This is a genomic window from Oribacterium sp. Sow4_G1_1, from assembly GCF_052116105.1.
GTDB lineage: Bacteria > Bacillota > Clostridia > Lachnospirales > Lachnospiraceae > Oribacterium.
This window is the reverse complement of record NZ_JBQKLS010000011.1, coordinates 64,991-90,868: the sequence shown is the minus strand read 5'-3', so window position 1 is coordinate 90,868 and position 25,878 is coordinate 64,991. Positions and strand designations below refer to the sequence as shown.

37 protein-coding genes are annotated in these 25,878 nt (G+C 51.3%); all 37 read right to left on the bottom strand.

What is annotated here, in order from left to right:
- Window position 1 precedes the first annotated feature (1 nt).
- Window positions 2-730, bottom strand: coding sequence for a 5-oxoprolinase subunit PxpB (gene pxpB, locus ACTQ52_RS08425; protein WP_441982336.1), 729 nt, complete (start codon window positions 728-730; stop codon window positions 2-4).
- A gap of 210 nt (window positions 731-940) precedes the next feature.
- Window positions 941-2,146 carry an NRAMP family divalent metal transporter gene (locus tag ACTQ52_RS08420; protein ID WP_410042643.1) on the bottom strand — a complete coding sequence of 402 codons (1,206 nt, stop codon included), beginning with the start codon at window positions 2,144-2,146 and terminating at the stop codon, window positions 941-943.
- A gap of 333 nt (window positions 2,147-2,479) precedes the next feature.
- Window positions 2,480-3,637 (bottom strand): ABC transporter substrate-binding protein, encoded by a 1,158-nt coding sequence (locus ACTQ52_RS08415; RefSeq protein WP_441982335.1) that lies wholly within the window; start codon window positions 3,635-3,637, stop codon window positions 2,480-2,482.
- A gap of 229 nt (window positions 3,638-3,866) precedes the next feature.
- Window positions 3,867-4,259 (bottom strand): 30S ribosomal protein S9, encoded by a 393-nt coding sequence (gene rpsI / locus ACTQ52_RS08410; protein WP_410042645.1) that lies wholly within the window; start codon window positions 4,257-4,259, stop codon window positions 3,867-3,869.
- A 14-nt stretch (window positions 4,260-4,273) separates the two neighbouring features.
- Window positions 4,274-4,702 (bottom strand): 50S ribosomal protein L13, encoded by a 429-nt coding sequence (rplM, locus tag ACTQ52_RS08405; protein WP_410042646.1) that lies wholly within the window; start codon window positions 4,700-4,702, stop codon window positions 4,274-4,276.
- A 354-nt stretch (window positions 4,703-5,056) separates the two neighbouring features.
- Window positions 5,057-5,743: an HAD family hydrolase gene (locus ACTQ52_RS08400; protein WP_441982334.1), complete on the bottom strand. Its 687-nt coding sequence runs from the start codon at window positions 5,741-5,743 to the stop codon at window positions 5,057-5,059.
- Window positions 5,744-5,841: 98 nt separating this feature from the next.
- On the bottom strand, window positions 5,842-6,780 hold the full coding sequence (gene truA, locus ACTQ52_RS08395; RefSeq protein ID WP_441982333.1) for a tRNA pseudouridine(38-40) synthase TruA: 939 nt from the start codon (window positions 6,778-6,780) through the stop codon (window positions 5,842-5,844).
- Window positions 6,781-6,887: 107 nt separating this feature from the next.
- A complete protein-coding gene (locus ACTQ52_RS08390; RefSeq protein ID WP_410042649.1) occupies window positions 6,888-7,697 on the bottom strand; it encodes an energy-coupling factor transporter transmembrane component T family protein in 810 nt (269 codons plus the stop codon).
- Complete coding sequence (locus tag ACTQ52_RS08385; RefSeq protein ID WP_441982332.1) at window positions 7,691-9,715, bottom strand: energy-coupling factor transporter ATPase; 2,025 nt, start codon at window positions 9,713-9,715, stop codon at window positions 7,691-7,693. Before ACTQ52_RS08385 ends, ACTQ52_RS08390 begins: the two co-directional genes overlap by 7 nt.
- 164 nt (window positions 9,716-9,879) lie before the next feature.
- Complete coding sequence (locus ACTQ52_RS08380; RefSeq protein ID WP_441982331.1) at window positions 9,880-11,457, bottom strand: hypothetical protein; 1,578 nt, start codon at window positions 11,455-11,457, stop codon at window positions 9,880-9,882.
- A 184-nt stretch (window positions 11,458-11,641) separates the two neighbouring features.
- Window positions 11,642-12,178, bottom strand: a complete 537-nt coding sequence (locus ACTQ52_RS08375; protein ID WP_410042652.1) for a bL17 family ribosomal protein — start codon at window positions 12,176-12,178, stop codon at window positions 11,642-11,644.
- Window positions 12,179-12,274: 96 nt separating this feature from the next.
- On the bottom strand, window positions 12,275-13,231 hold the full coding sequence (locus ACTQ52_RS08370; protein ID WP_410042653.1) for a DNA-directed RNA polymerase subunit alpha: 957 nt from the start codon (window positions 13,229-13,231) through the stop codon (window positions 12,275-12,277).
- A 26-nt stretch (window positions 13,232-13,257) separates the two neighbouring features.
- A complete protein-coding gene (rpsD, locus tag ACTQ52_RS08365) occupies window positions 13,258-13,851 on the bottom strand; it encodes a 30S ribosomal protein S4 (protein WP_410042654.1) in 594 nt (197 codons plus the stop codon).
- Between the two features lie 146 nt (window positions 13,852-13,997).
- Window positions 13,998-14,387, bottom strand: coding sequence for a 30S ribosomal protein S11 (gene rpsK, locus ACTQ52_RS08360; RefSeq protein ID WP_441982330.1), 390 nt, complete (start codon window positions 14,385-14,387; stop codon window positions 13,998-14,000).
- Between the two features lie 142 nt (window positions 14,388-14,529).
- Window positions 14,530-14,898, bottom strand: a complete 369-nt coding sequence (rpsM, locus tag ACTQ52_RS08355) for a 30S ribosomal protein S13 (protein WP_410042655.1) — start codon at window positions 14,896-14,898, stop codon at window positions 14,530-14,532.
- A gap of 21 nt (window positions 14,899-14,919) precedes the next feature.
- On the bottom strand, window positions 14,920-15,033 hold the full coding sequence (gene rpmJ, locus ACTQ52_RS08350; RefSeq protein WP_003022746.1) for a 50S ribosomal protein L36: 114 nt from the start codon (window positions 15,031-15,033) through the stop codon (window positions 14,920-14,922).
- 111 nt (window positions 15,034-15,144) lie between these two features.
- A complete protein-coding gene (infA, locus tag ACTQ52_RS08345; RefSeq protein WP_007157657.1) occupies window positions 15,145-15,363 on the bottom strand; it encodes a translation initiation factor IF-1 in 219 nt (72 codons plus the stop codon).
- Between the two features lie 13 nt (window positions 15,364-15,376).
- Complete coding sequence (gene map, locus ACTQ52_RS08340; protein ID WP_441982329.1) at window positions 15,377-16,162, bottom strand: type I methionyl aminopeptidase; 786 nt, start codon at window positions 16,160-16,162, stop codon at window positions 15,377-15,379.
- 69 nt (window positions 16,163-16,231) lie between these two features.
- Entirely contained in the window at window positions 16,232-16,879 is a 648-nt protein-coding gene (locus ACTQ52_RS08335) for an adenylate kinase (RefSeq protein WP_441982328.1), read from the bottom strand.
- An 82-nt stretch (window positions 16,880-16,961) separates the two neighbouring features.
- Entirely contained in the window at window positions 16,962-18,302 is a 1,341-nt protein-coding gene (secY, locus tag ACTQ52_RS08330; RefSeq protein ID WP_410042658.1) for a preprotein translocase subunit SecY, read from the bottom strand.
- A 2-nt stretch (window positions 18,303-18,304) separates the two neighbouring features.
- Entirely contained in the window at window positions 18,305-18,748 is a 444-nt protein-coding gene (rplO, locus tag ACTQ52_RS08325) for a 50S ribosomal protein L15 (RefSeq protein ID WP_410042659.1), read from the bottom strand.
- Between the two features lie 11 nt (window positions 18,749-18,759).
- The gene (gene rpmD / locus ACTQ52_RS08320; RefSeq protein WP_410042660.1) at window positions 18,760-18,945 is read right to left on the bottom strand and encodes a 50S ribosomal protein L30; all 186 of its coding nucleotides are present in this window, start codon (window positions 18,943-18,945) and stop codon (window positions 18,760-18,762) included.
- 14 nt (window positions 18,946-18,959) lie between these two features.
- Entirely contained in the window at window positions 18,960-19,469 is a 510-nt protein-coding gene (gene rpsE, locus ACTQ52_RS08315) for a 30S ribosomal protein S5 (RefSeq protein WP_410042661.1), read from the bottom strand.
- Between the two features lie 21 nt (window positions 19,470-19,490).
- On the bottom strand, window positions 19,491-19,853 hold the full coding sequence (gene rplR, locus ACTQ52_RS08310) for a 50S ribosomal protein L18 (RefSeq protein ID WP_410042662.1): 363 nt from the start codon (window positions 19,851-19,853) through the stop codon (window positions 19,491-19,493).
- Window positions 19,854-19,869: 16 nt separating this feature from the next.
- Complete coding sequence (rplF, locus tag ACTQ52_RS08305; protein ID WP_410042663.1) at window positions 19,870-20,412, bottom strand: 50S ribosomal protein L6; 543 nt, start codon at window positions 20,410-20,412, stop codon at window positions 19,870-19,872.
- A 118-nt stretch (window positions 20,413-20,530) separates the two neighbouring features.
- A complete protein-coding gene (rpsH, locus tag ACTQ52_RS08300; protein ID WP_441226393.1) occupies window positions 20,531-20,932 on the bottom strand; it encodes a 30S ribosomal protein S8 in 402 nt (133 codons plus the stop codon).
- A 330-nt stretch (window positions 20,933-21,262) separates the two neighbouring features.
- Window positions 21,263-21,448, bottom strand: a complete 186-nt coding sequence (locus ACTQ52_RS08295) for a type Z 30S ribosomal protein S14 (RefSeq protein WP_410042665.1) — start codon at window positions 21,446-21,448, stop codon at window positions 21,263-21,265.
- A 12-nt stretch (window positions 21,449-21,460) separates the two neighbouring features.
- Window positions 21,461-22,000: a 50S ribosomal protein L5 gene (gene rplE / locus ACTQ52_RS08290; RefSeq protein WP_410042666.1), complete on the bottom strand. Its 540-nt coding sequence runs from the start codon at window positions 21,998-22,000 to the stop codon at window positions 21,461-21,463.
- A 20-nt stretch (window positions 22,001-22,020) separates the two neighbouring features.
- Window positions 22,021-22,326, bottom strand: coding sequence for a 50S ribosomal protein L24 (gene rplX / locus ACTQ52_RS08285; RefSeq protein ID WP_410042667.1), 306 nt, complete (start codon window positions 22,324-22,326; stop codon window positions 22,021-22,023).
- A gap of 12 nt (window positions 22,327-22,338) precedes the next feature.
- Window positions 22,339-22,707 carry a 50S ribosomal protein L14 gene (gene rplN / locus ACTQ52_RS08280; RefSeq protein WP_410042668.1) on the bottom strand — a complete coding sequence of 123 codons (369 nt, stop codon included), beginning with the start codon at window positions 22,705-22,707 and terminating at the stop codon, window positions 22,339-22,341.
- A gap of 25 nt (window positions 22,708-22,732) precedes the next feature.
- Window positions 22,733-22,987: a 30S ribosomal protein S17 gene (rpsQ, locus tag ACTQ52_RS08275; protein WP_410042669.1), complete on the bottom strand. Its 255-nt coding sequence runs from the start codon at window positions 22,985-22,987 to the stop codon at window positions 22,733-22,735.
- A gap of 17 nt (window positions 22,988-23,004) precedes the next feature.
- Window positions 23,005-23,208: a 50S ribosomal protein L29 gene (gene rpmC / locus ACTQ52_RS08270; RefSeq protein ID WP_410042670.1), complete on the bottom strand. Its 204-nt coding sequence runs from the start codon at window positions 23,206-23,208 to the stop codon at window positions 23,005-23,007.
- Window positions 23,208-23,636: a 50S ribosomal protein L16 gene (gene rplP, locus ACTQ52_RS08265; protein WP_410042671.1), complete on the bottom strand. Its 429-nt coding sequence runs from the start codon at window positions 23,634-23,636 to the stop codon at window positions 23,208-23,210. Before rplP ends, rpmC begins: the two co-directional genes overlap by 1 nt.
- Before the next feature lie 2 nt (window positions 23,637-23,638).
- Window positions 23,639-24,301 (bottom strand): 30S ribosomal protein S3, encoded by a 663-nt coding sequence (rpsC, locus tag ACTQ52_RS08260; protein ID WP_410042672.1) that lies wholly within the window; start codon window positions 24,299-24,301, stop codon window positions 23,639-23,641.
- Window positions 24,302-24,316: 15 nt separating this feature from the next.
- Window positions 24,317-24,706 (bottom strand): 50S ribosomal protein L22, encoded by a 390-nt coding sequence (gene rplV / locus ACTQ52_RS08255; RefSeq protein ID WP_441982327.1) that lies wholly within the window; start codon window positions 24,704-24,706, stop codon window positions 24,317-24,319.
- Window positions 24,707-24,739: 33 nt separating this feature from the next.
- Window positions 24,740-25,012: a 30S ribosomal protein S19 gene (gene rpsS, locus ACTQ52_RS08250; protein ID WP_410042674.1), complete on the bottom strand. Its 273-nt coding sequence runs from the start codon at window positions 25,010-25,012 to the stop codon at window positions 24,740-24,742.
- Window positions 25,013-25,031: 19 nt separating this feature from the next.
- Entirely contained in the window at window positions 25,032-25,877 is an 846-nt protein-coding gene (gene rplB, locus ACTQ52_RS08245) for a 50S ribosomal protein L2 (protein WP_410042675.1), read from the bottom strand.
- Between the last annotated feature and the right edge of the window lies 1 nt (window position 25,878).

The window sequence follows — 25,878 nt, the reverse complement described above, 5'->3', positions numbered from 1 at the left end:
ACTACACCTCACCTTCGCGAATCGTGCACTCGTATTCACCGCGTGCCACCTGCTCCTTGATTCGCAGGTACTCATCCTCATCCACCGGCACGAAGCGGATATAGTCGCCCGCCTCGAACAGGATCGGCGTTTCACGCTCCGGATCGTAGGTTTTCACCGGTGTCATACCCATCAGCTGCCAGCCTCCCGGCGAGTCCATCGGATAGATGCCGGTCTGGGAGCCGCCAATGCCTACACTGCCGGCGTCGATTTTAATTCTCGGAGTCGCGAGTCTCGGTGTGTGCAGGCACTCATCGAGACCACCGAGGTAGCAGAAGCCCGGCAGGAAGCCGAGCATGTAGATCAGGTAATCCTTCGAGCTGTGGAGAGCGATGACCTCCTCTTCGCTCATGCCGGCATGCTCCGCGATGAATGCAAGGTCCGGACCATACTTACCGCCATAGCAGACCGGAATCTCATACACCTTCTTTTTCTCGCTGCCTGCACTGGTTTCCACCTTCAGGAGCTTCTTGATCCGCCGTGTGATCTCCGCATAGGAGGTGACACGCGGATCATAGTTGATGAGCAGAGAGCAGAAGGCCGGGATGACATCCAGCACACCTTCGATGTGCTGCTCCTTCATGAGCTCCACCATCGATTTGATCTTTCGATTGATCTCCGGGTTGATCTCGTGACCGAACTCGATCAGCAGCGAGCTGTCCCCGGCGGTTAAGATACGAATATCTTCCATACTGTAAATCTCCTTTCTCCAGGTAAGACGCGGTACGTAAACCTGAAGACGATATCATGTCATGCATACGGGTCTACCACATCCATGTGTCCGAAATGTGTTGCGTAGACCGTTCTATATATGTGCAGAAAATTGGTACAGTGAAACGCTGTACCAATTCCCTGTGCTGCATCGGTTCCGGCTCAGATCACCCTCGCCGCTGCAGGTCTTTTAGAATAATCCGCCGATCTTTGTAACGAAGGTCGGGATGCCCATATAGGCCGATAAGATCACGACGAGGACGCCGAGTACCAGCAGGACGGTCGGATGATGATAATCCGCACCCATGATCGACTTCTTCTGGGAAGCGATGAGGCAGATGCCGAGGGTAATCGGAAGGATGAGGCCGTTGAATGCACCTGCGAGTACGAGGAGGGTCGCCGGATTTCCGAGGACGATCATCACGGCTGTCGAAACGACGATGAATCCGATGATGACGGCATTCTCGTTCTTTGCGATCGCCGGGTGGAAGGTCTTTAAGAAGGATACAGAAGTGTACGCGGCACCGATGATGGAGGTTACGGCTGCACACAGAAGTACGAGACCTGCGAAGCGGTATCCGATCTCACCTGCACCCTGCTTGAACGCGTCTGCTGCCGGGTTCGACGCATCGAGCTCTACACCTGCCCTGCTGACAACACCGAGCACGGCGAGGAAGAGGAAGATACGTACGATGGTGGCGATGCTGATACCCATGACCGAGCTTCTGTTGATTTCGGCTGCATTGTCCTTACCAGTGATGCCGGCATCGATCAGACGGTGCGCACCGGAGAAGGTGATGTAGCCGCCGACGGTGCCACCCATGAGGGTCAGGATTGCCGGGAAGAGTGGCTGAATACCGGTGGACGGCGCGACGGTGTTCTTCAGTGCATCACCTACCGGTGGCTTGACCACGATGATCACGATAAAGATGACCACGATCATGATGGCGCCGAGAACCTTCGTCAGGGTGTCCATCGCGGATTTCGCGTTCTTGAAGAGGAAAACGACGATGGCGATGGCTGCCGCGATGACATATCCGATGGTGGTCGGAATACCGAGCAGGGTGTTCAGGCCCAGCGAACCGCCGCCGACATTGCCGATGTTAAAGACGAGGCCGCCGAGCACGACCATGAAGGATACGAAGTAACCGAGTCCAGGGAGAACCTTGTTCGCGACATCCTGTCCGCGAAGACCGGTCGTACAGAGTACGCGCCAGATGTTAAGCTGTGCGACCGCTGAGAGAATGATCGATACCAGGATGACGAAGCCGAAGCTCGCCTTGTACTGGCCGGTAAATGTGGCGGTCTGTGTCAAGAAGCCAGGTCCGATCGCGGATGTGGCCATCAGAAATGCTGCTCCTAAGAGCGCGCCGCTGCTTTTTTTCTTCTCACTCATGATGAAGTCCTCCTGTTCTGGAAAAGTTCGCAGTTTCTGTGTCTTTAACTGCTGTAGAATACAGAAAACATAAGCCCCCTTCTTTTTCTGCACGTGTCTTTTTGTTTCAAATCCCCTGTTTCATGAATCCCGAAACATGTTCAGAGCGATCTTTATAACTTAAAGAAATCACTTGCTCTGATGAAATAAGTATGCGTCATGATTTGTAGAATAGCAAGTAGAAATCGAGCGTCAGTCTTTCGGATTTGGCATATCAGACATTCTGAGTATGTCTTTTAAGTTATTGCAAAATAAATAGGGCCCCGGTTTCCGGGGCCCTATTTTGAGCTTTCATCACTTCTGGATGTAATAGAAGTCGTCGTCTGGCATGGTGCCGCCGACGGACTTCGGGTTTGCGTCGAAGAGTACCTGAAGGTAGCCTGCGAGGTCGGTCTTCAGCTCGTCACCGGCGATGGCGACGATGTTGCAGTTCGGGAGTGCCTTCTTCGCTACCTGTGCCTTCGCGATGATGCCGTACTTCGCGACGAGCTCTGCGGTGGCGTCGACGTCGGTGGCTGCCTTTTCTGTGGATGCCTGGTGATCGGCGATGAACTGGTCGACTTCTGCGGCACGGTTTTCGAGTACTTCGTTACGAACGACGGTGACGCCGGTGAGGAGCTTCGAATCCGGGGATACGCTCTTCCACTCGTCGGTGAGAGAGAAGGCGACCTTCAGCTGGTCGTTCTGCGCGGTGGCCACGGTTACGAACGGCTGTGGGAGGATCGCGATCTGGGCTGGATCCTGCTTCAGGAGCGCGGCGATCTCGGTGGCCTCGGACTTAAACTGCACGTCACAGTCGGTGACACCGTTCTTCTCGAGGAGATAGTTCAGTACGTACTCCGGGGATGCGCCCTGGCCGGTGGAAAGTACGGTCTTGCCGGCGAGGTCCTTCACGGACTTGATGTTCTCATCGCCGGTCACGCAGTAGAGCACGCCGAGGGTGTTGATGTCGATGGCGCTGACGCCGTGGTTCGTCTTGTTATATGCGACCGCGGCTACGTTCGCCGGGAGCAGGGCGATGTCGAGCTTGCCGGAAACGAGCTCACTCATGATGACGTCCGGCTGGCTCTGCATCTCGAAGCTGTAGCCGCTCTTCGCACCGCTCTCGACCTCACTCATGAGATTTACGAGGCCCATGGTGGTCGGGCCCTTCAGGGAGCCGACACGCAGCACCTCGTCCGAAGCTTCGCCGATGGTCAGCACTTCTGCCGCACTGGTCTCTTCGGTCTTTTCTGCGGCAGCGGTTGTTTCTGCTGCGGTTTCCGTCGCCTTCTCTGTTTCTGCAGCCGTCGTCTCCTCGGCAGCAGCACTCGTCTTCTGGTCGTCTGCATTGGCCTCGGTTACAGCTGAGGTCGTCGCCTGCGGGGTGGTGGATGCGCCACAGCCGGCGAGCATCGATGCCGCGAGTACAGCGGCGAGCATCCTATTCCAATATTTCATTTTTTTCATCATCGTCCTCCTGATCAGCATGAATGAAATTCTGGTCTCTGCCCCACGCGACACCGCATACCGTTGTAGCGAACGGGGCGATGACGCGGAAGCAGACTGATTGTGAATTATATCTCAATCATCATAATCTTATCTCGGCAGATAAGCAAATTCTAAAAGAAATACAATAGAAAAACCCGGAAAGCCGAAGCTTTCCGGGTCTGATGCACCTGAATGCACTGTGGAGATGTAATTATCGCTTGCTGAACTGAGGTGCGCGACGAGCGGCTTTGAGACCGTACTTCTTTCTCTCCTTCATTCTCGGATCTCTGGTGAGGAATCCTGCCTTCTTGAGTGCTGGTCTGTACTCAGCATCCATCTCGCAGAGAGCTCTTGCAATACCGTGACGGATTGCACCAGCCTGGCCAGCGATACCACCACCGCAAACATTTACGAGGATGTCAAGCTTGCCCTCGTTCTGAGTCAGAACGATCGGCTGATTAACGATGGTCTTGAGGGTATCAAGGCCGAAATACTCGTCGAGGCTTCTCTTGTTGATTGTGATCTTACCAGTGCCCGGCATGATGTATACTCTGGCAACGGAAGACTTTCTTCTACCTGTACCGTAATTTCTGTTTGTAGCCATTGTAATATCCTCCCTTAGAATGTAAGCTCAACAGGCTTCTGTGCCTGGTGCTTGTGATCTGCGCCAGCGTATACGAAAAGCTTCTTATACATCTGTCTGCCTAATGGTCCGTGAGGAAGCATACCCTTAACAGCATACTCGATTACCTTCTCAGGCTTGTTATCGCGAAGCTCACGAAGTGTGGTCTCCTTCATGGAACCTACATACTTAGAGTGTGTGCGATAAACCTTCTGATCCAGCTTCTTGCCGGTTACAGCGATCTTGTCTGCGTTTACGATGATTACATAATCGCCGCAGTCAAGGAACGGTGTGTAGGTTGGCTTGTTCTTTCCACGAAGAACCTTAGCAACCTCTGATGCAAGACGTCCGAGCGTCTTGCCCTCTGCATCTACTACATACCACTTTCTGTCGATTGTAGAAGCTGTAGCTACGTATGAATTCATAACAACCTCCTGTGATAAGGCTACTTACTCTGGTCTCTGTCCAAAACAGAACTTCTGTAAAACGGTCACCGCATTTGGGTTTGAATGCTCGCGCTCTGCAAGTGGTCCACTCTGAGACTGATTTCAGTATTTAATGTAGCCTGGGTCTCAGTTTCTGAGCCCTTGCTTAATTAGTTCCCCGTCGCATTCCGGACATGATATGCCCCTTCAGGCGACAGCTTTAATAGTATATGCGGAATCGTCCGGCCTGTCAATGGATTTTCGTGAAATTCCGTTGGCAGGCCGAACCCACAGGCCGGCCCCGGAGTACTGTGCTTCTGGTGGCAGCGCTCCGGGGCCGACCTTTGTAACCGTTCATTTCAGTCCAGAGATCTCCTTCGGGAGGGACTCCATCCACGGGATGATACGGTCGAGACTGTCGATCTGAGCGTCACAGAGGTCCACGAGGCCGGAGAGGTCGTTCATGTCCGGGATGCCGAGCACATAGCCACCGGCGGCGTAGCCAGCCTTCACGCCGTTTACAGAGTCTTCCACGACGACGCAGGCGCGCGGGTCTACACCGAGGCGCTCTGCGCAGATGAGGAAGAGGTCCGGCTCCGGCTTTCCGTGGGTGGTGAGGTCACCGCAGCCGACGAAGTCGAAGGTATCCTCCATCTTCGCTTCGCGGAGGTAGTGCATGACCTGTGGGGTGCGTGTGGAGGAGCCGATGGCGATCTTATAGCCGTGCGCCTTCAGCCAGGCGAGGGTCTCGTCGAGGCCCTTCATCTTCGGCACACCTTCGCGGTCGACGTAGCGGAACACCTCTTCCATGCGAATCGCGCGCTCTGTGGCGTAGCTGAAGCCCGGATTCGCGGCCTCGAAGACCTGTGATCCGTACTCGAGGGAGGCACCGCGCATCTGATCGAGCATCTCGTCGTCGATGTGGAAGCCACGGATCGGTGCGAGCTTGAACCACATTGTGCGGTACAGGCGCTCGGTATCGAAGAGTGTACCGTCCATATCGAAGATAAATGCCTTAATCGGAAGTCTCTCTGAAGTCATACTGTTTCTCCTTTTTTCTGCAGATACGTTTATATCAAATGGTCTCTGCATCTTGGCCGATATTCGGCGCGTTCCATCTTGCTTTCACAGACTGGGTATCATTCATTTTCAGAAACCCTATCTTGTGTGGCCAATGTCTTTATATCCCCATCGTCACGCGCATCATCTGCGGTGGCAGCTTCGTCGTAGTGAAGTGCGCAGAGGCACAGTCCGTGCGCGGGCACGGTCGGTCCCGCGGTGGTTCTGTCCTTCGCCGCCAGCATGGTCCGGATATCCTCTGGCGCGCGTCGTCCGTTTCCGATGACGAGGAGCGTGCCGACGATGATGCGGATCATGTGGTAGAGGAAGCCGTCGCCGCGGATGCGGATGACGAGCTGTGTCCCCTCCTTCAGGATATCGATGCTGTAGATTTCGCGGACGGCGTCGCCGCCGTGCTCGAAGACCTGGCTGTCCGGGTTCACGAAGCTCGTGAAGTCATGGACGCCGACGAGCTCACGGGCGGCTGCCCGCATACGCTCGAGGTCGAGCGGGTAGGTGTAGTTGTACGCATAAAGGCGCGTCAGCGGGTTCGCGACGCGGCCATGATCGATGCGGTATTCGTAGCACTTTTCGTGTGGCACGAAGCGCGGGTGGAAGTCCATGCTGACCTCGTCCGCCTGCATCACACGGATGTCCGGGGGCAGGTAGCGGTTGATGGCCTTCGGAAAGTTCGCCGCCGGGATCGTGCTTTCGGTGTCGAAGCAGGCGACGTTCCCGAGCGCATGGACGCCGCTGTCGGTGCGGCTTGCGCCCACGACCGGGAGGATGCCCGGAGCTGTGGCTTCGTCTACATGGTCTGGTGACGTCAGCGGATCCAGACTTTTTTCCGGTGCTGCGCCGTAGACGGCCTCCTTCGGCAGGAGCTGTCCGAGCGCACGCTGGAGCTCGCCCTGGATCGTCGGGAAACTGCCCTCCGGGTGGGCTGCTGTAGGCTGCTGGATCTGCCAGCCCCGGTAGTTCGTGCCATCATATGCGATTGTGAGCCTGATTCTTCTCATCTGATCTTTCCTGTGCACGCTGCTTCCTCCGCAGCGCCATAAAAGTGAAGGTCGCCTGCATTGGCCCAGGAAAGGCGATACGGCGACCAAAGTCATGGGTGTCCGTGTCAGAACGGCAGCGCCACGAAGCGGGAAACCACAGACAGGCCGAGGTAGAGGAGCATGAGGGCGTAGGCGATGCGGTCGCGCGCAGCATAGCGAAGCGGCTTCATCTTCGTACGACCCTCGCCGCCGTGGTAGCAGCGGGCCTCCATCGCCATCGCGAGGTCGTTCGCGCGGCGGAAGGCACTGATGAAGAGCGGTACCAGGATCGGCACCATCGCCTTTGCGCGCTGGAGCAGATTCCCGCTCTCGAAGTCGGCGCCGCGGGCCTGCTGTGCCTTCATAATCTTATCCGTTTCCTCGATGAGGATCGGGATAAAACGGAGTGCGATCGACATCATCATCGAGATTTCGTGAACCGGTACGCCGACCTTTTTCAGGACACCGAGTCCCTTCTCCAAACCGTCGGTGAGCTGGTTCGGCGTGGTCGTCAGTGTCATGAGCGAGGAGCCGAGCACGAGAAGGATGAGACGTGCACCCATCATGAGTGCGATGTGGAGACCCTCACGGGTGATCTTCAGAATCCAGAACTGCACGAGCACCTCGCCTGGAGTCAGGAAGAGGTTGAAGCTCACGGAGATCAGGAGCAGAATCACGATGCTCTTAAGCCCCCGCGTCATGAAGCGGAACGGCACGTTACTGATTTTGATGAGAATCGCGAGGGCGAGCGCAGCGACGCCATACATGATCCAGCTCTTCACGATGAAGAGGGAGATCAGGAAAAGCACGGTGCCGAGCAGCTTCACCCGCGGGTCCAGACGATGGATCACGGAGTCGACCGGATAGTACTGTCCTAAGGTTACTTCTCTCAGCATACGCCGTCCTCCTTTCCTGCCTGTTCTCTACTTTCCTGCGGAGTCGCTGCGGCTGGCTTGATCTGACCATCCTGTGCCAGCGAGTCGTCGGCTGCTGTCCTGCTCTCCTGTGCTGTTTTCACCGGCTGTTTCCCGGCGAGGGATGTCGTATAGCGCTTCCAGAGGTCCACGATGGCATCACACATCTCATCTACGGTGTCCGGGCGGTCCTTGAAGCGGATGCCGACATCCTTCAGCTCATGGATGAGGTAGGTCATCTGCGGTGCGCCGAGTCCCATCTCCTCGAGCTCGAGGTAGCGCTTGAAGATCTCCTCCGGAGTGCCGCTCATGCGCAGCTCACCGTGATCCAGCACGATAACCTGCTCCGTGTAGCGTGCCACGTCGTCCATCGAGTGTGATACGAGGACGATCGTCATGCCGCTCTGCTTATGCAGGAGCTGGATCTGATGGAAGAGGTCGTCTCTTCCGGCCGGGTCGAGGCCGGCGGTCGGCTCATCGAGGATCAGAACCTCTGGGCGCATCGCCAGTACGCCGGCGATCGCAACACGCCGCTTCTGTCCGCCAGAGAGCTCAAACGGCGACTTCTGCCAGAACGCCTCGCCGAGGCCGACCATACGCAGCGCTTCCTCTGCACGCTTCCGTGCTTCTGCCTCCGGCACCCCCTGGTTCTTCGGGCCGAACATGACATCCGTGATGACGTCGACCTCGAAGAGCTGATACTCCGGGTACTGGAACACGAGGCCCACCTTGAAGCGAAGCTCCTTCATGTTGAACTCCGGTGCATAGATGTTCAGGAAGCCGTCCGGGCTGACGAGCGCGGCTGCATCCGCTGCCTGTGCCGCCTTCCGGGTCTTCGCGCTCTGGTCCTTCCGCGGCTTCCGGAAGTCGGTCTCGTCCCGGAACTTCACTTCGATCGTGCCCTCCGTCGCTTTCAGAAGGCCGTTCAGATGCTGGGTCAATGTTGACTTGCCGGAGCCTGTGTGGCCGATAAATCCGACGATGGAGCCCCGCTGGATCTCGAAGGAGACATCCTTCAGGGCATAGCTCTCCATGGCCGTACCCTTCTGATAGACATGGCTTAAATGCTGTACGCGGATGACCGGATCGGTGATGTCCATATGAGCCGGCTTCTTCTTCACGAAATTCGGCTCGAAATCCACCTGCTTCGGAAGACAGCACTGGAGACAGGCCACGAGCTCCTCGCGGGTGAGGACGGCATCCGGTACCGGCATCCCGGCCTTCTGCAGCTTCCACGCAAGCTCCGTCACCTCCGGTACATCCATGTGGATGGCCTTCAGCTCCTCGACATGGCAGAACACTTCACGTGGTGCGCCGTCCATAACGACCTTACCGCCGTCCATGACGATGATTCGATCCGCATCGACGGTTTCCTCCATATAGTGGGTGATGAGGATGATCGTCACACCCATCTTCTGATTCAGCTCCCGGATGGTCTCGATCACTTCTTTCCGACCGCTCGGATCGAGCATCGCCGTCGGCTCATCGAGAACGATGGTTTTCGGAAGCATCGCCATCGTACCGGCGATCGCGACACGCTGCTTCTGCCCGCCACTGAGACGGTTCGGGGACTTCATACGGTACGGCACCATATCGACGGCTTCAAGCGCACGATTCACACGTGTCCAGATCTCGTCGGTCGGTACGCCGATGTTCTCCGGGCCGAAGCCGACATCCTCCTCGACGACGGAGGCGATGATCTGGTTATCCGGATTCTGGAAAACCATGCCGGTTTCCTTTCGGATATTCCAGATTTCCTTTTCATCCTTCGTATCGCGGCCACTGACGAGCATGGTTCCCTCACTCGGCAGGTTGAGACCGTTGATGAGCTTTGCCAGGGTCGACTTGCCGGAACCGTTGTGGCCGAGCACACACACGAAGCTCCCGGCCTCGATGGACAGGTTGATGTTATCCAGGGCCCGGGTCCTCTCTACGACTTTATCGTTCTCATCTGTGCGGATGTAGTCATACGCCAGATGTAATGCATCTATGATTTTCAATTTGTTAACCTCATATCAGCTTTGTGGTTTATAGCCCAATTAGTATATTAGAAACGGCTGAAAAACACAAGAGCGGACCCCTGTGGTCCGCTCTTTCATACATTTTCAGGTAGCAGTTTGGGCAGGGGCCCCTACCTGAACGGGTATGATTTTTAATTCGATCTTCAGTGCACCCAGTGGCCGTCGGCGGCGATGGTGTACCCGCCGAGGACGGTGGTGCTTTTCGCCATGTGGCCGTAATTGCTGTCGTTTTCCGAGGTCTTTGGGTAGAAGTAGTAGTACTGGTCCTGGCCGCTGCTGTCCTTCATGATCACCCAGCCAGTACGCATGCGTCCGTCGTGGTCGAAGTAGTAGGTCTTCGATCCGACGATGGCGATCTGGTTTTTAAACATCATACCGTAATATGGGCCTTCAGCCGGATTGAAGTAGTACCATGCGCCGTTGATCACGGCCCAGGAAACCTTCATCGCCCCGGAATCCCTGAGGTAATAGGTGGCGCCGTTGGTATCCGTGTAGAAGCCGGTCAGCATACGACCGCTCGCATCGAAGCGATAGTAGTGATCCTGCCAGAGGAGCCAGGTGTTCGCCATGTTCTGACCGGTCACGGTACGGAAGTACCAGCTTCCGCCGCTCTTATACCAGCTGCCGCTGAGTGCGCCCTGTGACTGTATGCTGTCGTTCGTCGTATCGCCGTACACCGTATAGGTCGTGTTGTTTCCCGTACCGAGCGTTTGCGTCCCGGTCGTGGTTCCATTACCGGTGCCAAGGTTGACTCCCGGGAGGGTGCTCGTGTGCCCGGTGTTTGCATTATACACCGTATAGGAGGTACCGGAGTTATACAGATCGACGCCGGTGCTTGTACCGTTCGTACTGATCACCGTGTTCGTGCTGCCGGAACCGTAGAGGTTGGTGATCGTCTGATTCTGGTTCTGATTCAGGATATACGTGCCATTCGGATACTGACCGGAGCCTGAAGAGATCTGACTCTCCGTGACGATCAGGCTGTCGGACTGAATGCCGAGGGACGCCTGTCCACCACTCTGGCTCGTTCCATACGGTATGCTGCTGACCTCGAAGTAATACCCGCCAGCCCGTGTCATATACGGATACAGGTTCAGGTTCGTCTGGTCGGTCGTGATCGTCGTAACGCGGCTTCCATCCCGGAAAAGCGTCACCTTATAGTAGCCGGAGCTCATCGTCGGCTGACCCCAGGTCGCCATGCCGAGGGCCGTACTCCATCGCGGGCTAACCGGCTCGCCGTAAGTGCCCTTGATCCCCTTCAGTGAAAGAACGACGCGCAGCCCATAATTTCCGATGGTCTGAGCCGATACGAAGGTACCGCCGCTGATACGGACGTTTGAGCTGTTATACGAGCCGTTGAAGTAGTAAAACGTACTGTAGCCATTGGCGTGTTCCTTCTCCTGGGCTGAAAGGTAGAGGAGAACCTTCGGCTGCGTGCCCACCGTAAGGCTGCCGTTCGTGTCATACCACTCTGCACTGTCGATGACATACTGGTCGGTATCCGGGACAGCGAAATCACTCTCGGACAGGGATGGAAGCTCATGATCTCCTCCCTCGAGGCTCAGATCCTTCAGATAGTCTGAAACCGTAATCTTCACCGTACTGATACGTGCATTTCGATCGGCCGCCCAGACGGTCACACTCATCATCAGAAGCAGGACGATAAGCAGCAGGCACTGCCACAAGGATCGTTTCGCGCTCTTCTTCATCTGTCTTTTCATACGAACCTCCCTAGTATTCTCTAATCTAAGTATACTAGACCAGGATCAACAATCAATCTCAAATAGTTTACGAAATTCTGACGCACCACGCTGCGGATGGCCCTCTCATGGATATGTACAAAAAAGACGAAACCATCCGAAGATGATTTCGTCTTTAAAAAATCGCCTGATGTTCTCTTAAGCATTAAACGAGCTCAAGAAGAACCTCCATAGCAGCGTCACCCTTACGGAGACCGATCTTTACGATACGAGTGTAACCACCGTTACGGGTAGCATACTTCGCACCATACTCGTCGAAAAGCTTGGCAGCGAGATCAACACTCTTGGTGTTCTTCTTCTGACCAGCCTTAGCTGCAGGAACCTCCGTTACCGGGTAAAGGTATGCAAGCATCTGACGACGTGCATGAAGTCTGGATGGCTTATCCTTCTTGATGGTCTTCTCGATCTCGTCATAAACGGTAACCTTCTTACCATCAACTACTTCCTTTACACGCTTGCCATCGGCGTCCTTACGAGCAACCTTAGCCTTAACGGTAACCTCTTCGTAGTTGTCCTTCTCACGAACTGCAAGTGCGATCAGCTTCTCAGCCTGCTTACGAACTTCCTTCGCACGAGCCTCGGTTGTAACGATCTTGCCGTTTGCGATCAGAGAAGTGGTCAGTGCGCGAAGCATGGCCTGTCTCTGGCTGGACTCTCTACCTAACTTTCTATAATTTGACATAATCTATTTCCCCCACCGTGCACTTCGGTCTTACCGGTTTTTATGTATCTCAGCTTCTGCAGCTCCCTGCAGACGAATCAGACCATCCCGGATGGATCACTCCTCCTGAGTGGAAAGGCTGAGATTTAACTCCTTCAGTTTTGCAAGAACTTCCTCAAGTGACTTACGACCCAGGTTACGAACCTTCATCATATCATCCGGTGTCTTCGCACAGAGCTGCTGTACGGTGTTGATCCCGGCTCTCTTGAGACAGTTATATGAGCGAACGGAAAGCTCCAGCTCATCGATGTTCATCTCGAGGATACGCTCCTTACCGTCGACTGGTTTCTCAACCATGACTTCGGTCGTCTGCGTATTCTGAGACAGATCAATGAAGAGGGTCAGATGCTCGGAAAGAATTTTCGCTGCTTCAGAAACAGCATCATCCGGGCTCATCTTACCGCTGGTAAATACATCCAGTGTCAGCTTATCGTAATCGATCTTGTTACCGACACGTGTGTTGCTGATGGCCATATTTACACGCTCTACTGGTGTGTAGATCGCATCCACGTCGAAAACTCCTTCCGGAAGTTCTGCGATTCTGGAACGGTCTGCACCGACATAGCCTCTGCCCGATGTGATGGTGATTTCCATCTCGAGCTTCGCATCCTGAGCGTCAAGAGTTGCAATCTTCTGCTCCGGATTCAGGATCTCCAGACCTTCTGCCAGCTGGATGTCGGACGCCGTAACGACGCCCTCACCCATATGCGAAAGATATACAACCATTGCGTCATCGGAGGCTGAAGTGTTCTGAATCTCGAGACTCTTAAGGTTCATGATGACCTCAGTCAGAGACTCCTTTACACCCGGGATCGCATCGCCATCCCGATCGGCACCGGTAATCTTGACCTGAGAAACTGCAGCACCGGTCAGAGCAGAGAGCATGATGCGCTTCAGCGCATTGCCCAGCGTAGTACCGTAGCCTCTTTCCAGCGGCTCGCATACGAATCTGCCGTACTTCTTATCATCTGAAATCTCAACAATCTCAATGTTTGGTTTCTCAAAATCGAACATGCAATGCCTCCTTTATTGCAGGCTAATTATTTTGAATACAACTCGACGATAAGCATCTCGTTTACTGGAACGTCGATTTCCTCTCTGGAAGGAAGCTGCTTTACAGTCGCCTTGAGGTTCTCCTGGTCGCAATCGATCCATGCCGGAACCATACGACCGTTGGTAACCTCGAGGATATCCTTAAATCTCTGAAGAGACTTCTTGGACTCCTTGACAGCAACTACATCGCCAGCGGATACAAGGTAGGAAGGAATGTTAACAACCTTTCCATTTACAGTGATGAGTCTGTGATCAACGATCTGACGTGCCTCACGACGAGTACGAGCAAGGCCCATACGGAAGATCACATTATCCAGACGAGACTCAAGAAGAACCATGAGGTTGGTACCGGTCTGGCCCTTCATCTGGTTAGCCTTTGCATAGTAGTTACGGAAAGGCTTCTCAAGTACGCCATAGATGAACTTCGCCTTCTGCTTCTCACGAAGCTGAAGACCGTACTCAGACATCTTACGACGCTGGTTTCTGAGCTGTCTGTTTGACTTCTTATCAATTCCTAAGAATACAGGGTCAAGTCCGAGTGACCTGCATCTTTTAAGTACGGGAGTTTTGTCAACTGCCATAATTCTTTCTCCTTATAATATCAAGTAATTTACGTGATACGTCCTTTACACCCGTGGGCTTCGTCGGACAGATCTGCCGCTATTTTATACATACTGCGGCCTATGTCTGTGGTGAATCAACTCAAGATAATCCAGAAAAATCAGGATTATACTCTTCTGCGCTTTGGTGGACGGCATCCGTTGTGTGGAACCGGTGTTACATCCTTGATGGAAGTAACCTCGAGACCGTTGGCCTGGAGTGCACGAATAGCTGCCTCACGTCCTGATCCTGGTCCCTTAACACTTACATCCACATACTTTAAGCCGTGTACTAAAGCTGCCTTAACAGCAGTTTCAGCAGCCATCTGAGCTGCATATGGAGTAGATTTTCTTGAACCCTTGAAACCAAGACCACCAGCACTTGCCCATGAAAGAGCGTTTCCTTCAGCATCTGTCAGTGTAATGATAGTGTTGTTGAAAGATGCCTGAATATGTGCCTGTCCGCGTTCAACGTTTTTCTTTACGCGCTTCTTTGTAATTCTCTTACCTGACGCCATATTAAAACTAACCTACTTTCCTTTTTCTGTCTTCCTGTATTTAAAACATGAAGATCACAATAGTTACTTCTGATTCTACATCAGTGTGATCATTTCTGATCTGGACTTTCTCTTACCTTAAAGAAGAATACTCTCTAATAGATTACTTCTTCTTGTTAGCAACAGTCTTACGCGGTCCCTTACGTGTTCTGGCATTGGTCTTGGTCTTCTGACCTCTAACCGGAAGGCCTCTTCTGTGACGGATGCCACGGTAGCAGCCGATCTCCTGAAGTCTCTTGATGTCCAGAGCTGTTGATCTTCTGAGGTCACCTTCTACTACCTGGTGCTCAGCGATGTAGTTCGCAAGCTCCTTGACTTCATCGTCAGTGAGATCCTTAACACGTGTGTCAGGGTTAACGCCTGTTGCCGCGAGAATCTTATCAGCGCTGGACTGACCGATACCATAAATGTATGTCAGACCAATCTCGATACGCTTCTCTCTCGGTAAATCGACACCTGCAATACGAGCCATTTTTGTTTCCTCCTGTAAAAATTAACCTTGTCTCTGCTTGTGCTTAGGGTTTTCGCAGATAATTCTGATAGAGCCTTTCCGCTTGATGACTTTGCATTTCTCGCAGATAGGCTTTACTGATGATCTTACCTTCATAGTAATTCCCCTTTCTAATAACGAATTCGAACAAAGTTGCCGTATCATTCTAACAAAGCGCTCCACTATTGTAAAGCCCTTTTTAAAGGAATTGTAAGAATATCGACCGCTTTATTTGTCTCTCCAGATGATACGTCCCTTGGAAAGGTCGTACGGTGAAAGTTCGATGGTCACCTTGTCACCTGGAAGAATTCGAATGTAATTCATACGAAGCTTTCCGGAAATGTGTGCCAGTACCTGATGGCCATTCTCAAGCTCAACCTGGAACATGGCATTCGGAAGTTTTTCAATTACTTTGCCAGTAATCTCGATTACATCTGATTTAGACATTCAGTTCTCCTTCTTATTTATTTAATGTGATTAATAAACTCTTATCCTCACCCGGCATCGTCAGCAGCTCAGGCTCACCGTCGGTGATGAGAATCGTGTTTTCATAGTGGCAGGAAAGACTGCCGTCATCCGGAACGACATTCCAGCCGTTATCCCGTGTATGGCAGATCGGTGATCCTGATGTGATCATCGGCTCCACCGCCAGTGTCATACCAGCGCAGAGCTTCGGTCCTTTCCGATGCATATCATAGTTCGGAATTTCCGGATCCTGATGGATCTCCGCTCCGATACCATGTCCGCAATATTCTCTCAGGATGCCACAGCCCTGAGACTCTACATAATTACCGATGGCCGACGTAATATCGTTCAGATGATTACCGGCGACGGCCTGCTTCATACCTTCGAAGAAGCTCTGCTGGCAGACTCTGATCACCCGCTTCGCATCCTCGGAAATCTCACCCACCGCCCAGGTTCTGGTCGCATCTGCATTATAGCCATGATAGCTGGTGCAGGTGTCGATGGAGACGATATCACCATCCTTCAGAATCACATGACGATCAGGGATACCATGGATGACTTCTTCGTTGACAGAGATGCAACAGGTTCCCGGGAAGTCATATAAACCCTTCATGCTTGGGAAGCCACCGAGCTTCCGCATGATGCCCTCGGCCAGTTCATCCAGTTCCTTCGTGCTGATACCAGGGGCGATCTTCTCTCCGAGACGATTGTGCATCTCGAAGAGAATCTTGCCTGCCTCACGCATCAGTTCGATTTCACGTTTTGATTTGATTTCAATCATGAGTACTTCTTTCTGAATACGCTTAATGTTTTACAGCAGAGGCTGTTCTGTCACTCACCTTCCGAAGAATCAGTTCTCGGAAAGGATCGCTACGACATCCTCAAATACCTTCGGAAGCTCCTGTGTTCCATCAACTTCACGAAGCACGCCGGCGGCCTTGTAGTACGCGATGAGCGGCTCTGTCTGCTGATGGTAAACATTGAGACGATCCTTTACGGTCTCCGGCTTATCATCCGAACGAATGATGAGCTCGGTACCGCACTTATCACAGATGTTTTCTGTCTTCGGTGCTGCGTATACGATATGGTAGGTTGCACCACACTTCGGGCAGGCACGTCTGCCGGACATACGCTTGATGATGGCTTCATCCGGAACATCGATGTTCAGTGCGAAGTCGATCCGATCGCCCTGGCTCTTCAGTGCCTCTGTCAGGCTTTCCGCCTGCGGAATCGTACGTGGGAAACCATCGAGAACATAACCGTTCTTACAGTCATCCTGTGCGATACGATCCAGCAGCATTCCGATCGTTACCTCATCCGGAACCAGCTCGCCCTTATCGATGTAGGACTTTGCCTTCTGTCCGAGCTCTGTACCACCCTTGATGTTCGCACGGAAGATATCACCCGTCGAAATGTGTGGAATATCATACTTATCAGCAATCTTGATCGCCTGTGTACCCTTACCGGCACCAGGCGCACCTAACATAACAATCTTCATTTGCGTTCTCCCGATAGTACTATAGTAATAAACACTGATAGCCTCCCCAGATCGTATGTCTGAGGAGGCTTGGTGTTGACGATTAATCGTTCAGGAATCCCTGGTAGTTTCTTACAACCATCTGAGACTCAATTGCCTTCACGGTCTCAAGCACGACACCGACGATAATGATCAGAGACGTACCGGCGAAGGAGATACGACCAACATTGAACACTCCGGAGATAAAGATCGGAATGATCGCGACGATGGCCAGTCCTGTCGCACCGATGAAAATAATATATGTAAGAATATTATCAAGGTAATCGCTGGTTGGCTTACCCGGACGGATACCCGGGATAAAACCGCCCTGTTTCTTCATGTTATTTGCAATCTCTAACGGATTAAAGGAAATCGATGTATAGAAATATGCAAAGAAGTAAAGCAGCAGAATGTAGATCACCAGTCCGATCGAGTAGATCGGTCTGTCCGGATTGCACCAGGAGCCTGAGTTCAGTGCCATAAGGATCTGACCAGGAATCGTGCTGTAATCCACCTTGATAATCTGACCGACCACAACCGGCATGGTCATCAGTGAGCTGGCGAAGATAACCGGCATAACACTTGCTGTATTGACCTTCAGAGGGATGTTGGAGGACTGTCCGCCCACCAGGCCTCTGCCCTGCACACGCCGGCTGTACTGAACCGGGATGGTTCTCTGCGCGTCGTTGAGGATGATCGTAAATACAACTAGTCCGATAATTGCTGCAACGATGATGATCGCTGCGACAACCATCGTTGCCACATTCTTTCCGCTTATGAATCTGATGTACAGCGTCTGGAAATCGCTCGGAACAGAAGACAGAATATTGAAGAGGAGGACGAGGGAGATACCATTGCCCACACCCTTATCTGTGATCTGCTCACCGATCCACATCAGAAGTGCCGAGCCCGCCGTCATCGCTATAACAGCGATCGCGATATCAGCGATCTTTCTTCCTGTGCTCGCCTCGGCGAAACCGATCAGAAGTCCCTGACCGCCAAATCCGATAGCCATCGCAAGTGACTCGATAAGAGCCAGACCGATCGTTACGTATCTGGTGTACTCAGTGAGCTTCTTTCTTCCCTCTTCACCATCCTTCTGCATCTCCTCGAGGGCCGGAATGGCCACGGTGAGCAGCTGGATGATGATGGATGAAGTGATGTACGGTGTGATGGACAGTGCGAAGATCGACAGCTGCTCGAAGGAGCCACCGGTCATCGTATTGAACCAACCGAATGCATCATTATTGGACATGCTGTTAAACAGCTCGCTAAAGTACTGCGCGTTCACACCCGGGATAGGAAGATTCGATCCAAACCTAATTACTACGAGCATCAGGAAAACGAAGAGAAGCTTTTTCCTCAGTTCTTTTACCTTAAATGCATTAAGTAGTGATTTGAACATTATCAGATTACCTCACAGGTGCCGCCTAAAGCTTCGATCTTCTCCTTAGCAGATGCTGAGAAAGCATTCACCTTTACATTGAGCTTCTTTGTAAGCTCGCCGTTACCAAGAATCTTAACGCCATCGTTAACCTTCTTGATGATGCCCTTCTCGAGAAGAGCCTCGATGGTTACTTCCTCACCCTCGTTGAAATGAGTGTCAAGAGTAGAAAGGTTGATACCTGTGATAACCTTAGAATTACGATCAGTGAATCCTCTCTTCGGGATACGTCTGAACAGAGGCATCTGACCACCCTCAAATCCTGGTCTTGGTGCTCCAGATCTTGCCTTCTGGCCCTTTGCACCCTTACCTGCGGTCTTGCCGTTTCCTGAACCATGGCCACGGCCACGTCTGAAGTTCTTTGACTGCTTTGCGCCGTCAGCCGGCTTTAAATTAGCTAACTCCATTGTATGCCTCCTTAGATTTCTTCAACTTTTACAAGATGGTTAACTCTCTGAATCATACCTCTTGTAGCACCGTTGTCCGGAAGCTCTACACTCTGACGGATCTTACGGAGACCAAGAGCCTGAACAGTAGCTCTCTGCTTAGGGATAGCTGCGATTGGAGACTTAACAAGTGTAATCTTTAACTTCTTATCTGCCATTTTGATACCCCCTATTAACCTGTGATCTCAGCTACAGTCTTGCCGCGGAGTGCAGCAAACTCCTCAGGAGTCTTCATGGAAGTGAGGCCCTGAAGGGTAGCGAGTACAACGTTTGTCTTATTGTTCGAGCCCAGAGACTTGGTACGAATGTTCTTGATACCAGCAAGCTCAAGTACAGAACGAGCAGGACCACCAGCGATGATACCAGTTCCTTCCGGTGCCTTCTTCAGAAGAACAGTAGAGCTTCCGAACTTACCAACATAATCGTGCGGCACGGACTTCTCCTCGGTTACAGGGATTGTAACGATAGCCTTTACAGCAGCCTCACGAGCCTTACGGATCGCCTCTGGAACCTCGACTGCCTTACCGATACCACAACCTACATGACCATTGCCGTCACCAACTACTACGAGAGCAGAGAATCTCATGGTACGACCACCCTTAACGGTCTTTGCAACACGCTTGATGGCTACGACGTTGTCGTTTAATTCTAACTGATTTGCATCAATTCTTTCACGCTTCATCTTGCTTGTTTCTCCTCTCGATTAGAATTCAAGGCCAGCTTCTCTTGCAGCATCTGCGAGAGCCTGAACCTTACCATGATACAGGAAGCCGCCACGGTCAAATACAACCTGCTTGATTCCCTTAGCCAGAGCCTTCTCCGCGATGGCCTTACCAACGTACTGAGCAGCCTCAATATTGCTTGTGTTCTCTAAGTTTGCATCCTTATCAAGAGTAGAAGCAGCGCAAAGAGTGTTGCCTGCTACATCATCGATAATCTGTGCATACATATGCTTGTCAGATCTGAATACGGAAAGACGTGGTCTCTCTGGAGTACCAGAAAAACGGTTTCTAAGTCTCTCGTGCTTCTTCTGGCGAAGTTCAGCTTTATTTCTCTTACTTACCATTTCACTTTCCTCCTAATTATTTCTTACCTGTCTTACCAACCTTACGTCTGATGATCTCATCAGCATACTTGATACCCTTGCCCTTATATGGCTCCGGTCCTCTCTTGCTGCGGATCTCAGCTGCGTACTGACCAACTGCTTCCTTGTCAATGCCGCGAACGAAGATGGTATTTGTGCCATCAAGTACAGTCTCAACACCCTCCGGATCTTCCATGGTAACCGGGTGAGAATAGCCGAGTGTAAGGGTCAGTGTCTTGCCCTGCTTCGCTGCTCTGTAACCTACACCGTTGATCTCAAGCTTCTTCTCGAAGCCGTTGGTTACACCATCAACCATGTTGTGGATGAGCGCTCTGGTAAGTCCGTGAAGGGACTTCTCCTTCTTATTATCGTTTGGTCTGGTAACAACGATCTCGCCGTCCTTCTGCTCGATGCCGATTTCTGGAGCGAACTGCTTCTCAAGAGTACCCTTCGGTCCCTTTACAGAAAGAACGTTGTTGTCCTTCATCTCAACAGTAACGCCTGCTGGGATTACTACCGGTAATTTTCCGATACGTGACATACTAATGTCTCCTCTCTTAAATTCTCTGCCTTTTCAGACAGTTTTCAGATTACTAGTTACTATTTGTAAGCCTGTTCAGACTGTTCAGAATATAGTTTAGTGGGTTAATTAAACTAAATTACCAAACAAATGCCAGAACTTCGCCGCCTACGCCCTTTGCTCTTGCTTCACGATCAGTCATAACGCCCTGATTGGTGGAAACAATGGCGATACCAAGACCGCCCAGTACGGAAGGCATGTTCTCCTTGCCAGCGTATACTCTCAGACCCGGCTTGGAAATCTTACGGATGCCGCCGATGATCTTATCGTTCTTCGTAGCGCCATACTTAAGAGTAACCTTGATATCCTTGAACTTGCCGTTGTCAACGAGCTCATACTTTGCGATGTAGCCCTCATTTACCAGGATGTCAGCGATAGCAAGCTTCATCTTGGAGGATGGGATAGTTACTGTGTCGTGCTTTGCAGTGTTTGCATTACGGATTCTTGTAAGCATATCTGCGATTGGATCACTCATACTCATGTTTACGGATATCCTTTCTTAAAAAAATATAGTTTGTTATATGTCCGTATAATTTCGGGCAAAGCAAATGCCGCGTCAACAGGGTGATCTCACCTGACCAGTCCATAGGATACGGGATCCGATGCTTAGTCAAATGGCACAGCATATGCTGTGCGGCCTGCGGCGCAACATTTACATTATAACCATTTTTCTCCGAGTTGCAACCCGGTCCGGCGTATCTTTTTGAAGTAAATTATGTACTTCTTTAAATACAATCCAGAAATTATCGCCCTTGACAACACAATCCCGAAGGATCACATTGCCGCAGGCTCAAATGGTGAAAGGTCCTGATTACCAGGAAGCCTTCTTAACACCAGGGATCTCGCCCTTGTATGCAAGCTCACGGAAGCATACACGGCAGATACCGTACTTCTTAAGAACAGAGTGAGGTCTTCCGCAGATCTTGCATCTGGTATATGCTCTGGTGGAGAACTTCGGAGCCTTCTGCTGCTTTAACTTCATTGATAACTTAGCCATATTTTCCTCCGATTACTTTGCGAACGGCATGTTGAACAGTCTAAGAAGCTCTCTTGCCTCTTCGTCCGTCTTTGCAGTCGTAACGAAGATGATATCCATACCTCTTACCTTATCAACCTTATCAAACTCGATCTCAGGGAAAATGATCTGCTCCTTGAGGCCAAGTGCATAGTTACCTCTGCCATCAAATGCGTTCGGGTTAACGCCTCTGAAGTCTCTTACGCGCGGAAGTGCGAGGTTGATCAGACGATCAGCGAACTCGTACATTCTCTCGCCACGAAGAGTAACCTTACATCCGATAGCCTGTCCCTCTCTGATCTTGAAGTTTGCAACAGACTTCTTCGCCTTGGTGGTTACAGCATGCTGACCAGTGATGATCTCGAGATCACGCACTGCACTGTCGAGAACCTTGGAATTTTCCTTAGCTTCTCCAACGCCCATGTTGATAACGATCTTATCAAGCCTAGGAATCTCGTTAACGTTCTTGTAACCGAACTTCTTCGTCATAGCTTCCTTGATCTCGCTATTGTAAAGATCCTTTAATCTAGCCATCTTAAAATTCCTCCTTTCTCTTACTCAACGACCTTACCGGTCTTCTTCGCAACTCTTACCTTCTTGCCGTCCTTAACCTCGAAGCCTACGCGAGTAGCCTGTCCGTCAACAACGAGCATCACGTTGGAAGCGTCGATCGGAGCCTCCTTGTGAAGGATGCCACCCTGCGGGTTAACCTGAGATGGCTTCTGGTGCTTGGTTACCATATTGCAGCCTTCAACGACTACCTTATTGGTTGCCGGGTCAAAGGAAAGGACCTTGCCCTGCTTACCATTGTCCTTACCGGCAATGATCTTTACCATATCGTCTTTCTTAATTCTACGCATCTGGCAACCTCCTTACAGTACTTCCGGAGCGAGGGAAACGATCTTCATGTAACCATGATCACGAAGCTCTCTTGCTACCGGTCCAAAAATACGTGTTCCCTTAGGTGTTCCATCGTCCTTAAGGATAACAGCTGCATTCTCGTCGAACTTGATGTAGCTGCCGTCCTTACGACGGATATCATCAACGGTTCTTACTACAACAGCCTTGACAACGTCACCCTTCTTTACCTGACCGCCTGGGATGGCATCCTTCACGGATGCGATGATTACATCTCCGACAGCAGCATATCTTCTGGTTGAGCCACCCATAACGCGGATGCAAAGAAGCTCTCTTGCACCTGTGTTATCAGCAACTCTAAGTCTTGTTTCCTGCTGAATCATATAATGCTCCTTCCTTGCCTCTTAATTACTTAGCCTTCTCAACGATCTCAACAAGTCTCCATCTCTTTGTCTTAGAAAGAGGTCTTGTAGCCATCACCTTAACAGTGTCGCCTACGCCAGCTTCGTTGTTCTCGTCGTGAGCGTATACCTTAACGGTTCTCTTTACGATCTTACCGATGACAGGATGCTTAACGTGATCCTCGATAGCGATAACGATGGTCTTGTCCATCTTTGCACTAACGACCTTACCGGTACGTGTTTTTCTCAGATTTCTCTCCATTGTTGTGCTCTCCTTTCTCACGCTTTTGCTTTCTCTGTGATAACTGTCTGAATACGCGCGATGTTCTTGCGAACCTCGGTGATTCTTGCTGTATTATCGAGCTGGTTGGTAGCGTTCTGGAATCTCAGATTAAAGAGCTCCTTCTTTGCAGAAACAAGCTCAGCATTGAGCTGCTCTGTTGTCTTCGCCTGTAACTCTTCTACGTAAGTTTTCTTCTTCATTAGTTATCACCGCCTTCCAGATCGGCCTTCGTAACGATCTTGCAGTTGCAAGGAAGCTTGTGACTAGCAAGTCTAAGTGCCTCTCTTGCCGTCTCCTCAGGTACGCCGGAAATCTCAAACATTACTCTACCTGGCTTAACTACAGCTACCCAGTACTCTACAGCGCCCTTTCCGGAACCCATTCTGACGCCGAGTGGCTTAGCTGTGATCGGCTTGTCAGGGAAGATCTTGATCCATACCTGACCGCCACGCTTGATGTATCTTGTAAGGGCAACTCTGGCTGCCTCGATCTGATTGGATCTGATCCAGCAAGGCTCAGTTGCGACAAGACCGAACTCACCATAAGTAACCTTATTACCTCTCGTAGCCTTACCCTTCATGTTTCCACGAATCTGCTTACGATACTTCGTTCTCTTTGGCATTAACATAATTACTTATCGCTCCCTTCCTTGGTATTCTTGGTAGGAAGAACCTCTCCCTTGTAGATCCATACCTTCACACCGAGTCTGCCGTATGTGGTAGCAGCCTCAGCGAAGCCATAGTCGATGTCAGCTCTGAGTGTCTGAAGAGGAATGGTTCCCTCGGAATAGAACTCACGTCTTGCGATATCAGCACCGCCGAGACGACCACTTACAGAAGCCTTGATACCAAGTACGCCGGACTTCATGGTTCTCTGCATTGCCTGCTTCATCGCTCTTCTGAACGATACACGGTTCTCAAGGGACTGCGCGATGTTCTCAGCTACGAGCTGTGCATCGCGATCCGGTCTCTTGATCTCCTTGATATCGATGTTGACATTCTTGGAGGTAAGCTTCTGAACTTCCTTTCTTACCTTCTCGATCTCAGCGCCGCCCTTACCGATAACGAAACCTGGCTTAGCAGTGTAGATCACTACGCGAACCTTATCGTTTGCAGCTCTCTCGATCTCGATCTTCGCAATTCCTGCAGAGTAAAGTCTCTTCTTCAGGAACTTACGGATGTTGTAGTCTTCAACAAGTGCATCTGAAAAAGTATTCTTGTCAGCATACCACTTGGAATCCCAATCTTTAATAACGCCGACTCTCATGCCGTGCGGATTGACTTTCTGACCCATTTATATGCCTCCTTCTTACTTTCTCTCGTCTAAAATTACAGTAATGTGTGAGTTTCTCTTCAAAATTCTGTAAGCTCTGCCCTGTGCTCTCGGATGAATTCTCTTCATCGTAGGAGCTGCACCAGCATAGCACTCAGCAACATAAAGATTATCTCTATTCATGTTGTTGTTGTTCTCTGCATTAGCAGCAGCAGACTCAAGAAGCTTCTTAACTAAAGTAGAAGCGTATCTAGGATTGTATGTTACGATACCGAGTGCCTCGTCGAGGTTCTTGCCTCTGATGGCGTCAAGAACGAAGCATGCCTTCTGTACGGATACTCTTGCATATGAAAGAGTAGCTGAAGGTCTCTTTACAGTATTCGCATTTCTCTCTCTCTTAATCTGAGATCTATGACCCTTTGACATTTTAGAAATGTCCTCCTTTCAAATATGCGTGAGTTATGCTCTCTTCTCGTTGCCAGTGTGGCCGTGGAAGGTTCTGGTTACAACGAACTCTCCGAGCTTGTGTCCAACCATGTCCTCTGTAACATATACAGGAACGTGCTTTCTACCGTCATGAACTGCGATGGTGTGACCAACAAATGACGGGAAGATGGTGGAACGACGAGACCAGGTCTTGATAACGGCCTTGTTTCCGGAAGCATTCATATTATCGACAGCCTTCTTCAGCGAAGCGTCAATAAATGGTCCTTTTTTAACTGAACGTGCCATATTATTCTCTCCTCCTCAATTACTTGATGGCTCTACCATCACGTCTTCTGATGATAAGCTTGTTGGAAGCCTTCTTCTTATTACGTGTCTTAAGACCAAGTGCTGGCTTGCCCCATGGAGTGCAAGGACCAGGTCTTCCGACAGGTGCCTTACCTTCTCCACCACCGTGCGGGTGATCGTTAGGGTTCATGACAGAACCACGAACAGTAGGTCTCCAACCCATGTGTCTCTTTCTACCAGCCTTACCAAGGTTGATGAGGTTGTGGTCACCGTTACCTACAACACCGATGGTTGCACGGCACTCTACAGGAACCATTCTCATCTCGCCGGACGGAAGACGAAGAGTTGCATACTTGCCTTCCTTCGCCATCAGCTGAGCAGCGTTACCAGCAGAACGTACCATACGTGCGCCCTTGCCAGGGATGAGCTCGATTGCGTGAACGTTTGTACCTACAGGAATCTTGGAAAGCGGTAAGCAGTTACCTACTCTTGCCTCAGCCTCAGGTCCATTCATAACCTTCATACCGTCGGTCAGACCGTTCGGTGCGAGGATGTATGCCTTCTCACCATCAGCATAAGCGATGAGTGCGATGTTGGCTGTTCTGTTCGGATCATACTCGATTCCGATAACAGTTGCAGGGATACCATCCTTGCTGTTTCTCTTGAAATCGATGATTCTGTACTTCTGTCTGTTTCCACCACCCTGGTGACGAACAGTGATCTTACCCTGATTGTTTCTACCAGCGTTCTCCTTTACTGTAGAAAGAAGAGATCTCTCCGGAGTCTTCTTCGTAATCTCAGAAAAGTCAGAACCGGTCATGTTTCTTCTCGAAGGTGTATAAGGTCTATATGTCTTAATACCCATG